This is a genomic window from Nocardioides astragali (assembly GCF_024436375.1).
GTDB classification, from domain to species: Bacteria; Actinomycetota; Actinomycetes; order Propionibacteriales; family Nocardioidaceae; genus Nocardioides; species Nocardioides astragali.
Map to the genome: position 1 here is coordinate 299,416 of NZ_JAFMZM010000003.1, position 12,631 is coordinate 312,046.

12 protein-coding genes are annotated in these 12,631 nt (G+C 70.9%); 9 read left to right on the forward strand and 3 right to left on the reverse strand.

Annotated elements, in window-relative coordinates:
• Positions 1-57: 57 nt before the first annotated feature.
• The 7 genes from J3P44_RS10555 to pknB are packed head-to-tail and all read left to right on the forward strand — an operon-like array spanning position 58 to position 8,707.
• The gene (locus J3P44_RS10555) at positions 58-774 is read left to right on the forward strand and encodes an FHA domain-containing protein (protein ID WP_255890297.1); all 717 of its coding nucleotides are present in this window, start codon (positions 58-60) and stop codon (positions 772-774) included.
• A complete protein-coding gene (locus J3P44_RS10560; RefSeq protein WP_255890298.1) occupies positions 767-1,255 on the forward strand; it encodes an FHA domain-containing protein FhaB/FipA in 489 nt (162 codons plus the stop codon). The genes J3P44_RS10555 and J3P44_RS10560 overlap by 8 nt, the downstream gene beginning before the upstream one ends.
• Positions 1,252-2,511, forward strand: coding sequence for a PP2C family protein-serine/threonine phosphatase (locus J3P44_RS10565; RefSeq protein ID WP_255890299.1), 1,260 nt, complete (start codon positions 1,252-1,254; stop codon positions 2,509-2,511). Before J3P44_RS10560 ends, J3P44_RS10565 begins: the two co-directional genes overlap by 4 nt.
• A gap of 13 nt (positions 2,512-2,524) precedes the next feature.
• A complete protein-coding gene (locus J3P44_RS10570; RefSeq protein ID WP_255890300.1) occupies positions 2,525-3,931 on the forward strand; it encodes an FtsW/RodA/SpoVE family cell cycle protein in 1,407 nt (468 codons plus the stop codon).
• Positions 3,928-5,388 (forward strand): peptidoglycan D,D-transpeptidase FtsI family protein, encoded by a 1,461-nt coding sequence (locus J3P44_RS10575; protein ID WP_255890301.1) that lies wholly within the window; start codon positions 3,928-3,930, stop codon positions 5,386-5,388. The genes J3P44_RS10570 and J3P44_RS10575 overlap by 4 nt, the downstream gene beginning before the upstream one ends.
• Positions 5,385-6,878 (forward strand): serine/threonine protein kinase, encoded by a 1,494-nt coding sequence (locus J3P44_RS25490; RefSeq protein ID WP_255890302.1) that lies wholly within the window; start codon positions 5,385-5,387, stop codon positions 6,876-6,878. Before J3P44_RS10575 ends, J3P44_RS25490 begins: the two co-directional genes overlap by 4 nt.
• The gene (pknB, locus tag J3P44_RS10585) at positions 6,875-8,707 is read left to right on the forward strand and encodes a Stk1 family PASTA domain-containing Ser/Thr kinase (protein ID WP_255890303.1); all 1,833 of its coding nucleotides are present in this window, start codon (positions 6,875-6,877) and stop codon (positions 8,705-8,707) included. The genes J3P44_RS25490 and pknB overlap by 4 nt, the downstream gene beginning before the upstream one ends.
• A 1-nt stretch (position 8,708) precedes the next feature.
• On the opposite strand, the gene J3P44_RS10590 is transcribed toward pknB, so the two are convergent.
• Positions 8,709-9,461, reverse strand: coding sequence for a DUF881 domain-containing protein (locus J3P44_RS10590; protein WP_255890304.1), 753 nt, complete (start codon positions 9,459-9,461; stop codon positions 8,709-8,711).
• 72 nt (positions 9,462-9,533) lie between these two features.
• Between J3P44_RS10590 and J3P44_RS10595 the strand changes: the two genes are divergently transcribed.
• Both J3P44_RS10595 and J3P44_RS10600 read left to right on the forward strand, forming a co-directional pair.
• Entirely contained in the window at positions 9,534-9,986 is a 453-nt protein-coding gene (locus J3P44_RS10595) for a cell division protein CrgA (protein WP_255890305.1), read from the forward strand.
• Positions 9,987-10,266: 280 nt separating this feature from the next.
• Positions 10,267-11,025 (forward strand): GAF and ANTAR domain-containing protein, encoded by a 759-nt coding sequence (locus J3P44_RS10600; protein ID WP_255890306.1) that lies wholly within the window; start codon positions 10,267-10,269, stop codon positions 11,023-11,025.
• A 5-nt stretch (positions 11,026-11,030) separates the two neighbouring features.
• Here the strand turns inward: J3P44_RS10600 and J3P44_RS10605 are convergent, their stop codons facing one another.
• Both J3P44_RS10605 and J3P44_RS10610 read right to left on the reverse strand, forming a co-directional pair.
• Positions 11,031-11,978 carry a rhomboid family intramembrane serine protease gene (locus J3P44_RS10605; protein ID WP_255890307.1) on the reverse strand — a complete coding sequence of 316 codons (948 nt, stop codon included), beginning with the start codon at positions 11,976-11,978 and terminating at the stop codon, positions 11,031-11,033.
• Between the two features lie 40 nt (positions 11,979-12,018).
• The gene (locus tag J3P44_RS10610) at positions 12,019-12,531 is read right to left on the reverse strand and encodes a peptidylprolyl isomerase (RefSeq protein ID WP_255890308.1); all 513 of its coding nucleotides are present in this window, start codon (positions 12,529-12,531) and stop codon (positions 12,019-12,021) included.
• Between the last annotated feature and the right edge of the window lie 100 nt (positions 12,532-12,631).

Consider the following 12,631-nt stretch of genomic DNA (forward strand, 5'->3'; position numbering starts at 1 on the left):
CGATGGACCCTGCCGCCACATCGACGTGACCCGAGCGCGAGGAGAGGAGGCCCGACGATGAACGCCCTGCAACGCTTCGAGCACCGCCTCGAGCAGCTCATCTCCGGTGTCTTCGCCCGGGCCTTCCGCAGCGCGGTGCAGCCGGTCGAGATCGCCGCCGCTCTCCAGCGCGAGTGCGACAACAACGCGCAGGTGTTGAGCCGCCAGCGCCGCCTCGTGCCCAACGACTTCCGCGTCGAGCTCTCCCCCACCGACCTCGACCGCATCGTCGGCCTCGGTCGCGCGCTGGAGCAGGACCTCGTCGACCAGCTGCAGGACCACGCCGACGCCCAGGGCTACGTCTTCACCGGCCCGATCTCGGTGGCCTTCGAGTCCGCCGACGACCTGACGACCGGCCGCTTCCGGATCCGCAGCAAGGCCCAGGCGAGCGTGACCGACAACGACCAGCGCACCCGTACGCGCTCCTCCCACGCCACGCTCGAGGTCAACGGCACGCGCCACCCGCTGCGCCCGCCGGGCCTGGTCATCGGGCGCGGCACCGAGGCCGACCTGCGGATCAACGACCCCGGCGTGAGCCGCCGCCACCTCGAGCTCGAGGTGAGCATGGACGGCGTCGAGGCGGTCGACCTGGGCTCGACCAACGGCATCCTGGTCGACGGCACCAAGGTCTCCCGCACCCGGCTGCGCGACGGGTCGACGATCAAGATCGGGCACACCGAGATGACGGTCCGCATCGACGGCGGCCGTGACGAGGCCGGGGGCTGGAATGTCTGAGCTGACCCTCTTCCTGATCCGCGTGGCCTTCCTGGCCATCCTCTGGATCTTCGTGCTCTCCGCGATCTCGGTGATCCGCTCCGACATGTTCGGCGCCCGCGTCCCCGAGACCGCTCGCGGAGCGGCCCCGGCCCCCGCGGCCCGCAAGTCCGCGAAGCCCGGCAAGGCCAGCAAGAAGCCGCGACGCGGCGCGCCCACTCACCTGGTGGTGGTCGAGGGCGAGAACCCGGGCACCCGCGCCGAGCTCGCCGACGCCCCACTCCTCATCGGGCGCGGCAGCGACGCGGCGATCAAGCTCGACGACGACTACGTGTCCACCCGCCACGCCCGCATCGCCGCCAGCGGCGACGAGTGGTTCGTCGAGGACCTCGGCTCGACCAACGGCACCTACGTCGGCCCCGTCCGCATCACGCAGCCCACCACCATCGGCGTGGGCGTCCAGGTCCGCGTCGGCAAGACCATCCTGGAGCTCCGGAAGTGACCCTCTACCTCCACTACTCCGCGATCTCCGACGTGGGCCGGGTCCGCCGTGAGAACCAGGACAGCGGCTACGCCGGCCCCTGGCTGCTGACCGTCTGCGACGGCGTCGGGGGTGCCGTACGCGGCGACCTGGCGTCCAGCACGGCGGTACAGGCGCTGCGCAAGCTCGACCAGCAGCCTGACGACGACATCCTCGGCCAGCTCGCCGGTGCCGTGCACCGCGCGGACGACCGGATCGCCGAGCTCGTCGAGGAGGACCCCGGACTCAACGGCACCTCCACCACCGCGACGGTGGCGCTCTTCGACGGCACCCGCTTCGGCATCGGCCACATCGGCGACAGCCGGGCCTACCTCTACCGCCGCGGCGAGCTGCGCCAGCTCACCCACGACCACACCTTCGTCCAGTCGCTCATCGACGAGGGCCGCATCACCGAGGAGCAGTCGCGGACCCACCCGCACCGCAACCTGATCCTCAAGGCGCTCGACGGCGTCCGTCACGAGGAGCCGGACCTCTTCGAGTTCCCCGCTGAGGTGGGCGACCGCATCTTCGTCTGCAGCGACGGCGCCTGCGGGACGCTGAGCCACGAGCGGATCGCCGACATCCTCGGCACCGGCACCCCCGACTTCGCCGCGGTCGAGCTGGTGCGTGCCAGCCTGGAGGCCGGCAGCACCGACAACGTCACCTGCATCGTGGCCGACGTCTCGGAGGAGCCACCTCCGGAGGACCTGGCCCCCCTCCTCGTGGGTGCCGCGGCCGACCTCCCGCGACGGATGCCCATCGGTGGTGGCGTGGCCGGCGCGGTCGGCGGGCTGTTTCGCGGCCATCGCTCGGGCGACACGGGCGAGATCCCTCCCGTGGACGACGACATCCCCGAGGGCGCCTACGTCGCCGACCCCATCGACCCCGAGGCCGTGCGCTACGCGCCCCGCGATCCCGGTCGCTACACCGTGCTGCGCAGGCTGATGGCGGGAGCCGTCCTGCTCGGCCTGGCCTGGGTCGTGCTCGCGGCCGGCTGGTCGTGGAGCCAGCAGCAGTTCTACGTCGGTGAGCAGGACGGCAACGTCGTGATCTTCCGCGGCATCGACGCCGACCTGCCCGGTCTCTCCCTCTCCCACGCCTACGAGGTCTCCGACGTGTCGCTCGACCGGCTCAGTGACATCGACGCCGAGACCGTGCGCGAGGGCATCGACGCCGACGACCTCGACGACGCGCGCTCGACCGTGGACAACTACGCCGCGATCCAGGAAGTCGAGTGACGGGCCCGCTGCGATGAGTCAGACCGGATCCCTCATGGGCTTCGTGCACCGGCGACGCCGGGGTGCGGAGCTGTTCCTGCTCGTCCTCGCCCTCGCGGTCGGGATCGGTGCCTACGCCGCCGTCGGCCTCGGCGTCGAGGGGACTGTCCCGGCCGACCTCGTCGGCTACGGCGGCTGGCTGACCGCGCTGATCGTCGCGGCCCACGTGACCGTCCGCATCGTTGCCCCGTACGCCGACCCGGTCCTGCTGCCGCTCGTCGCGGCGCTCAACGGGCTCGGGCTCGCCATCCTCCGCCGCCTCGACCTCACCTACGAGGCGATCGGAAACGACGACCACACGTTCGCCCGCCAGCAGCTGACCTGGATGACGCTGGGCGTGGTGCTCTTCATCGCCACGCTGTTCCTGCTGCGTGACCACCGCTCGCTGCAACGCCTGACCTACACCTCTGGCCTGACCGCCATCGTGCTCCTGCTCCTGCCGTTCGTCCCGGTGATCGGCGTGCCCATCAACGGCGCCAACATCTGGATCCGCGTCGCCGGCTTCAGCTTCCAGCCGGGTGAGGTCGCCAAGGTGCTGCTGGTGGTGGCCTTCTCCGGCTACCTGGTCCTCCACCGCGACGCCCTCGCCCTGGCGGGCAGACGGGTGGTCTTCATCGACCTCCCCCGCGGACGGGACCTCGGCCCGATCCTGGCGATGTTCGGCGTCTCGATGATGATCCTGGTCGCGCAGAACGACCTGGGCTCCTCGCTGCTGTTCTTCGGCCTCTTCCTCGCGATGCTCTACGTCGCCACCGAGCGCCCCGGCTGGCTGGTCGTCGGAGGACTGTTGTTCGCGGCCGGCGCGCTGGCGGCGTACACGTTCGTCCCCAACGTGCAGAACCGCTTCAACTTCTGGCTCCACCCGATGGACTACTACGAGGAGACGCCCGGCAGCGGCCAGCTCGTCGAGGCGATGTTCGGCATGGGCTGGGGCGGCCTGATCGGGCGCGGCCTGGGCAACGGGTTCCCCGAGCGGGTGCCCTTCGCCTACTCCGACTTCATCGTCTCCACCATCGGCGAGGAGCTCGGCCTCACCGCGGTCATGGCGATCGTGCTCTGCTACGGCCTGATCGTCGAGCGAGCGCTGCGCATCGCGCTGATCTCGCGCGACGGCTTCGGCAAGCTGATGGCGGTCGGCCTCGGATCGATCGTCGCCCTCCAGGTCTTCGTCGTCATCGGCGGCGTCACCGGGCTGATCCCGCTGACCGGCCTGACGACCCCGTTCCTGTCCTACGGCGGCTCCTCGCTCGTCGCCAACTGGGTGGTGATCGCGCTGCTGCTGCGCATCTCCGACCAGGCCCGGCGGCCCACCCCGCGGCTCGACCCGGTCGACGACGCAGGCGCCGACAGCGAGACGACCCAGGTGGTGAAGCTCAAATGAACAAGCCCATCCGCGTCGTCTCGGTCTTCTGCCTCGTGCTCTTCCTGGCCCTCCTGGTCAACGCGACCTACCTGATGTACGTCCGCGCCGACTCCCTCTCGGAGGATCCGCGCAACCGTCGCATCATCACCGCTGCCTACTCCCGCGAGCGCGGCGCGATCCTGGTCGGCAAGGAGGCGATCGCGCGCAGCGTGCCGTCCGACGACAAGTACAAGTTCCAGCGCACCTACTCCGAGCCCTTCAAGTACGCCCCCCTCACCGGCTACTTCGCGTTCTTCAGCCAGACGGGCGTGGAGCGCTCGCAGAACGAGGTCCTCTCCGGCGACGACTCCCGGCTCTTCGTCACCCGCCTCGTCGACCTGCTCAGCAACACCGACCCCAAGGGTGGCAATGTCCTGCTGACCGTCAACGCGGCCGCCCAGGACGCGGCCTGGGCCGGACTGGAGAACCTCCCCGGCGACGCGCAGGGCGCCGTCGTCGCCCTCGAGCCCAGCACGGGCCGCGTGCTTGCCATGGCGTCGACGCCGACCTTCGACCCCAACGACTTCGCGTCCCACGACTTCACGGCCGTGCGCGATCTCGACCAGACCCTCAACAACGACCCGCGCGAGCCACTCATCAACCGCGCCATCGGCACGACCCTGCCGCCGGGGTCGACGTTCAAGCTGGTCACCGCCGCGGCCGCGATCGAGTCGGGCAACTACGACGCCGACTCGATGGTCCCGGGCGGCTCCAGGTTCCAGCTGCCGGAGTCCACGACCACCATCCGCAACCACGACGGGGGCGACTGCGGCGGACGCCGGATCACCCTCACCCAGGCAATGCAGGTCTCCTGCAACGTGACGTTCCTCAGCCTCGCCAACGAGCTGGGCACCGAGGCGATGGCCGACCAGGCCGAGAAGTTCGGCTTCAACTCCACCTCCCTCGAGGACCTCGGCGGACAGGCCAGGTCGCTCTACCCGCGCGACATGGACGCCCCGCAGACCGCGATGTCGGGCATCGGTCAGTCCAGCGTGACCGCGACGCCGCTGCAGATGGCCATGGTGGCCGCGGCGATCGCCAACGACGGCGACGTGATGCGCCCCTACGTCGTCGACGAGGTGCGGGCTCCTAACCTCTCCGTCCTCGACCGCACCGACCCGCAGAGCATCAGCAAGGCGATGTCGAGCACCACCGCCGACGAGCTGACCAAGATGCTCGTCGCCACCGTCGAGTCCGGCACCGCGACGCCCGCGCAGATCCCCGGGCTCGAGGTCGCCGGCAAGACCGGCACCGCGCAGTCCACCGACGACCGGCCGCCCTACGCCTGGTTCGTCTCCTTCGCCCCCGCGGACGACCCCAAGGTCGCCGTCGCGGTGCTCGTGCAGTCCAGCGAGACCGCGCGAGCCGAGATCGCGGGCGGCCTGCTGGGCGGCCCGATCGCCAAGGCTGTCATGGAGGCGGTGATCGGGCCGTGACCGCCCTCGCTCCCGGAGGTCACGTCGACGAGGCGCGTCGCTACGTCCTCGAGTCGCGCATCGCGACTGGGGGGATGGGCGAGGTCTGGGCCGCTCGCGACACGGTGCTCGACCGGCCGGTCGCGGTCAAGGTGCTCAAGACCGAGTACGCCGACGACGCCCTGTTCCGCGCCCGCTTCGAGACGGAGGCGCGCAACGCCGCCGCGCTGCACCACCCCGGCATCGCGGCTGTCTGGGACTACGGCGCGAGCTCGCTCGACGACGGGTCGGCGACTCCCCGCCCCTACCTCGTCATGGAGCTCGTGGAGGGCCAGCCGCTCTCCGCGCTCCTGCGCCCGGGTGCGCCGCTCGACCCCGAGGCCGCGCAGGAGCTGCTCGCCCAGGCCGCCGACGCCCTCGGCATCGCGCACGCCGCCGGGATCGTGCACCGCGACGTGAAGCCCGCCAACCTCCTCGTCACCCCTGACCGCCGCGTCAAGGTCACCGACTTCGGCATCGCCCGCGCCGCCGAGGGCATGTCGCTGACCGAGACCGGTCAGGTGCTCGGGACGCCCGCCTACATCTCGCCCGAGCAGGCCGAGGGGAAGTCCGCCACCGCCGCCTCCGACGTCTACGCCCTGGGCGTGGTCGCCTTCGAGTGCCTGGCCGGCCGCAAGCCCTTCCTCGCCGACACCCCGGTCGCCACGGCGATCGCCCACCTGCGCAACCCGGTCCCCGACCTGCCCGACAGCGTCCCGGCCGACCTCGCCGGCGTCGTACGCCGTGCGCTGGCCAAGGCACCCGAGGAGCGCTACTCCGACGGCACCGTCTTCGCGCGCGCCCTCCGCGAGCCCTCCGGCGCGGACGTCGCGACGGTCCTGACGCCCGCGGTGGCTCCGGGTGACACCCCTGCCACCACCCAGGTCTTGCCGGCCGCCTCCCCGATGGGCGGTGGCCCAGCAACCGAGCTCCCGCGCGAAAGGGTTGCTGGCACACCGCCGGAGCGACGTCGTACGACGCCGCCGTGGCTGCTGCTCATCGGTCTCGCCGCGGTGCTCGTCGCCGTGCTGCTGGCCGTCTGGCTCGGCAACCGCGACCCGGAGCCGACCGGGGGCGACACGGGCACCCGCTCCCAGGCGCCGAGCCAGACCCCCGACGAGACAGCGCCCGAGACTCCGACTGACACTCCCACGGAGACCCCGACGGAGACTCCCACCGAGACCGAGACCGAGCCGGCCACCGTCGAGGTCGACCCGGCGGCCTACGTCGGGCGCGACCACAAGGACGTCGCCAAGGAGCTGCGGGAGCTGGGCCTCACCGTGGAGGAGGAAGAGGTCGAGAACCCCGGGGATGTGGGCGAGGGGCTCGTCACCTCGGTCGACCCCAGCGGAAGCGTCCCCGTGGACCAGACGGTGGTCGTCACCTACGTCGGCAAGGTGCCCGGCGGCGAGGGCAACGACAACGGCGAGGGCAACGGAAACGGAAACGACAAGGATGGGGACGAGGGATGACGCAGCCGGAGCCGACTCTGATCGGCGGCCGCTACGAGCTCGGTGAGCTCCTGGGGCGCGGCGGCATGGCCGAGGTCCGCAAGGGCAAGGACCTGCGGCTGGGCCGCAGCGTCGCCGTCAAGCGGCTCCGCACCGACCTCGCGAGCGACGCCACCTTCCAGGCCCGCTTCCGCCGCGAGGCCCAGTCCTCGGCCTCCCTCAACCACCCGGCGATCGTGTCGACCTACGACACCGGCGAGGAGATGGCGACCGACGGTTCCGGTGTCGCCCAGCCCTACATCGTCATGGAGTGCGTCGAGGGCCGCACGCTGCGCGACATCCTCCGTGAGGGCCGCAAGATCCTTCCCGAGCGGGCCCTGGAGATCACCAGCGGCGTGCTCGCGGCCCTCGACTACAGCCACCGGGCGGGGATCATCCACCGCGACATCAAGCCCGGCAACGTGATGCTGACCCCGACCGGCGACGTCAAGGTGATGGACTTCGGCATCGCACGGGCGATCTCCGACGCGTCCAACACGATGACCCAGACCGCGGCCGTGGTTGGCACCGCCCAATACCTCTCCCCCGAGCAGGCGCGCGGCGAGACGGTCGACTCCCGCTCCGACGTCTACTCCACCGGCTGCCTGCTCTACGAGCTGCTGACCGGCCGGCCCCCGTTCGTCGGCGACAGCCCCGTGGCCGTGGCCTACCAGCACGTCCGCGAGCCGGCCTCTCCCCCGTCCGACCACGACGACCAGCTCGACGACGAGATCGACGCCATCGTGATGAAGGCGCTCGCCAAGCGCGTCGAGGACCGCTACCAGAGTGCCGCGGCGATGAGGGCCGACATCGAGCGCTACCTCGCCGGTCACCCGATCCAGGCGCCAGCCGTGGCACCCATCCCCGCAGACACGCAGTACGTCCCCTCCGTGCCGCCGGCCGACGCGACGCGGACCATGGCCGCAGGCGTGGCGTCGACCCCTCCCCCCGACCAGGACCGGCCGTCGCGGAGCCGCGCCGGCTGGTGGTTCCTCGGCGGCTTCCTCGTCGTCGGGCTGCTGCTGCTCGGCGCCTACCTCCTCAACGACCTGCTCTTCGACGAGGCGCCCCAGCGCGAACCGGTGCCCAACCTGGTCGGCATGACGGACGAGGAGGCGCGCCTCGCGATCGTCGACGCCGGTTTCACGGTGGGTCGCGTCGACCGGGAGACCTCGGAGACCGTGGCGCCCGACCTCGTCATCGAGCAGGACCCCAGCCGGGACGTCTACAGGGAGCCGGGCACGTCCATCGACTTCGTGCTCTCCGTCGGCAGGCCCGAGGTCGAGGTGCCCTCCGTCGTCGGCAGCCTCCGCAAGGACGCGCGCGCGCAGCTGGTCGGGATGGGGCTCAAGGTGACCTTCCAGGAGGAGGACTCCGACGAGGACCCCAACCAGGTCCTCAGCACCGACCCGCCCGCCGGCACGTCGGTGGCCGAGGGCACGACGATCGTCGTCGTCTACTCCGACGGGCCGGAGAAGATCCCCGACGTCCGCGGTCTCAGGCAGGGCCAGGCGGAGCGGACCCTCCGGGAGGCAGGCTTCGTCCCCGACGTACGCACCGACCCGGCGTCGACGGAGCCGAAGGGCACGGTCGTCGACCAGATCCCGCTCGGCGGCACCGCCGACCAGAACAGCAGCGTGACGATCTTCGTCTCCGCCTACGAGGAGCCGGTGGTCCCGACCGAGACCCCGGTCCCGACCGAGACCCCCACCGAGACCCCGACGGTGCCCACCGAGAGCCCGACGACCCCGCCGCCGACCGCCCCGCCGCCGACCGCCCCGCCGCCGACCGGCCGGATCAGGCTCGGCTGACTCAGTCCGCCAGGGGCGTCGCGTAGGTGAGGTCGAGGAGGCCGGTGTAGGCAGGCGCCACGGCCTGGTCGACCCCGACCATCTCCCAGGAGACGCCCCCGCCGGGGATGGTCGTGTAGTCGCGGTAGGTGGCGAGGATCGGGTCGATGGTCAGCTCGGCCTCGATCCGGTCCTGGTCGCCGATGCCAACGATGACGTAGGGCGGCGAGTAGGGGATCCCGTGCAGGGTCACCTGGTTGCCCTCGCACTTGATGCCGGTCGTCGAGATCAGCCGCTGGCCCTGGATGGTGACCGCGGCGGCCCCGGCGCTCCACATCGCGTTGGCCACCGCCTGGATGTCCTGCTGGTGGACGACGAGGTCGTTGGGATCGCCCTGGTAGGCGAGGCGCGCCTCGACCTCGGCGTCGTCGAGGGTGACCTGGACGCCCGGGCCGACCTTCTCGACCAGCCCGGCTGGGTCCTCGAGCGTGGCGATCTCGTCCTGCACGCGGGCGACCGAGCGGTCGCCCAGCTCGGCGCTGAGCTTCTCCACCTCGGCGTTGAGCGCTGCCGCCTGGGCGGTCAGGTCGCCCGCCTCGTCGCGCTCGGCGCGCACCACGGAGGCCAGGTCGGTGAGCCGGCCGGCCCGCAGGTCGAGGCCGTCGCTCTGCTTGGCGCTCACCGCGAAAAGCACCCCGCTGAGCAGCACGACCACCGGCGTCGCCACGCGCCAGACGCGACGGCGTCCGGGGCGAACGTGGGACTGGGACCGCATGGCGACTACGCTAACCCCCCGTCGGGCGCCGAGCCGTCCGCCAGCCACATCCCGCAAGCCACAGGAGCAGCAGTGTCGAAGTCCAAGACGGTCATCGCCGAGGAGAAGAGCACCCTCTTCTCCGTCAGGTTCCTGATCAGTCTGCTGCTGATCGTGGGCGGCATCGCCTGGCTCGTCTTCTACTACGCCCAGGCGCGCGGCAACCCGCTCGCCTTCCCGCCGGTGGAGGGCTCGCCCAAGGCCGTCGCCGACCTGGGCCGCTGGAACTACGCCATCGGCTTCGGCGTGCTCATGCTCGGCCTGATCGTCTCCGCGCACCCGTCCACCCCGCTGGGTCGCGGACGCGGTGTGGTGGTCGGCATGCTGGCCTGCTTCCTCATCGGCCTGCTCTGGATCTGCACCTTCTACGTCTTCTCCGACGACCTCTCCAGCCTGTGGGTCTTCAACGACCTCGGCCAGTGGAACCTGGTCGTCGGAATCGCCTTCATGGCGGTCGGCTTCAGCTTCGCGACCAAGTGGGAGTAGGTTCTCCCCTGTTCCACTGACAGTCCATGGCTTTCCGCCTCGAGCGGTGAGTGAGGCGCCTTCCTGGGGAAGGGAAGGCGTCTCTCTCACCGCTCGAGTCGATTTCAGGGGTAGCGCCAGCGGAAGGCGCGTCCTCCACACTGTGGACAACCGCTGTGGAGAATTACACGCGTGTAGTTATCCACAGCTGTGTGCACACCTGTGGGCAACCGTGCGGCACGCGGTGCGCCCTAAGATGGAGCGAGGACATCACGACTCGCGCGCGACAACGAGGGTCACCATGAACGACGACATCGGGGCACGGGAGCTGGCACGGGAACTGGCACGGCTCGCCGAGCGCATGGCCCTGTCGCCGGGCCCTGAGCAGACCGCCGCCGAGGTGGTCGACTACGCCCGCCAGCAGCTGGACGCCAACTACGCCGGCATCACCTTGGTCCGCCGCCGGGGCCGCCTGCAGACGGTCGCGCCCACCCATCCCATCGTGGAGCGGGCCGACCTGCTCCAGGAGGAGCTGGGCGAGGGGCCGTGCCACGACAACGCGTGGCAGTGCGCGACCCTCGTCTCCCAGGACCTGGCCGCCGAGCCACGCTGGCCCGCGTGGGCGCCCATGGCCGTGGAGCTCGGCCTGCGCAGCGCCCTCGGCGTCGAGCTGCTCAACCGGGCCGAGGACCGCCGACTGGGGTCGGTCAACCTCTTCTGGACCCAACCGCGGAGCTTCACCCCGGACGAGATCGCCCTAGCCCACCTGATCTCGCGGCACGCCGCCATCGCTCTCGTCGCGTCCTACACCCTGGAGGGACTCACCCTGGCCCTCGACGGGCGCAAGCGGATCGGGCAGGCGCAGGGCATCTTGATGGAGCGCCACGGACTGACGGAGGAGCAGGCCTTCGCGGTGCTGAAGCGCTACTCCCAGGACTTCAACGTCAAGCTACGTGACGTCGCCGAGCGGCTCGTGCAGACCAAGCGGCTCCCGGACAAGCGCCCGGTGGCACGGCTCGGAGAGCCGCCGGTCGACTCCGGTGCGGCTACGTCCGCCTGAACGGGTCAGGCCAGGGCGCTCGCGCGGACGTACGCGAGTCCCAGCAGCACGACCGTGAGCAGCGCGAGTCCGGCCCACTGGACGGCGGACCGGTTGGCCTTCGGCGCGTAGGCGATGATCGCGGCCGCCGCCATGCCGCCGAGCAGACCACCGAGGTGTCCCTGCCAGGAGATGTAGCGCCACCCGACGACGGTGATGAGCACGCCGAGGAGCAGGTTCTGCATCAACCACTGCGTGTCCAGGCGCGCCTTCCTGAAGGTCACGATGAGGGCACCGAGGACGGCGTACAACGCACCCGAGGCGCCCAGGGTCCCCGAGCCCGGGTCGGACAGCCAGAGGACCATCACGCTGGCGGCGAGGCCGCCGACGAAGTAGATCGCCAGGAAGCGGACGCGGCCCATGATCCGCTCCAGCGCCGGGCCGAGGATGAAGAGGGCCATCAGGTTGAGTGCCACGTGCCAGACGTCGACGTGCGTGAACATGTTGGTGACCATCTGCCACCACGCGCCGTCCGACACCCCCTCGTGCCAGCTCGTGCCAGGAAGCGTCGCGCACGTGCCCGGGTCCACGACGGCGGGGTAGTAGCGACCAGACCCGTCGAGAAGCTCGCACCGACCATCGGGCGTCAGGGAGAGCAGGGCCGCCAGTCGTGACGACCCGCCGCCCGTGGCCGTGATGGCGAGCCACACGACAGCGCTGATCCCCATCAGGACGTACGTCGTGAGTCGCGGGTCGGCGCTGCGCTCGCCGCCGTAGAGCGCGCGGTTCTGGCGTGATCCCTTGTTGGCCTGCTTGACGCAGTCGGGGCACTGGAAGCCGACCGCCGCGTCGGTCATGCAGTCGGGACAGATCGACTTGTCACACCGCTGGCAGCGGATCCAGGTCTCGCGATCGGGGTGCCGGAAGCAGGTCGGCACCCCGGTCGCGGCCGGGCCGTCGGACGGCTGGGTCATGGGTCGTCGATCAGCGTCGATCAGTGGGTCGCAGAGCCGGTCAGCGCTCGATGGTGACGGACTCGATCACCACGGCGTCGACCGGACGGTCCATGGCGCCGGTCGGGGTGGTGCCGATCGCGTCGACGACGTCGCGGCTGGCCTGGTCGGCCACCTCGCCGAAGATCGTGTGCTTGCGGTTGAGCCACGGGGTGGCGCCGGTGGTGATGAAGAACTGCGAGCCGTTGGTGCCCGGGCCGGCGTTGGCCATCGCGAGGAGGTAGGGCTTGTCGAAGACGAGCTCGGGGTGGATCTCGTCCTTGAACGTGTAGCCCGGACCGCCGGTGCCGGTGCCGAGCGGGCAGCCACCCTGGATCATGAAGCCGTCGATCACGCGGTGGAAGCCGAGGCCGTCGTAGTACTTCTCGCCGCTGCGGCCCGCGTCGTCGCGGTAGTCCTTGGTGCCTTCCGCGAGGCCGACGAAGTTCTCGACTGTCTCGGGGGCATGGTTCGGGAACAGGTTGATGACGATGTCGCCCCGGTTGGTCTTCAGGGTCGCCTTCAGGTCGGCCATGGGATGTGCCTCTCAGATGTGTGTCGTGTGCGCCTCGATCCTGCCACGCACCGCCCACGCGCGGATCACGCAGGGCGCCCGCCGCCGGCGTACGGATCCC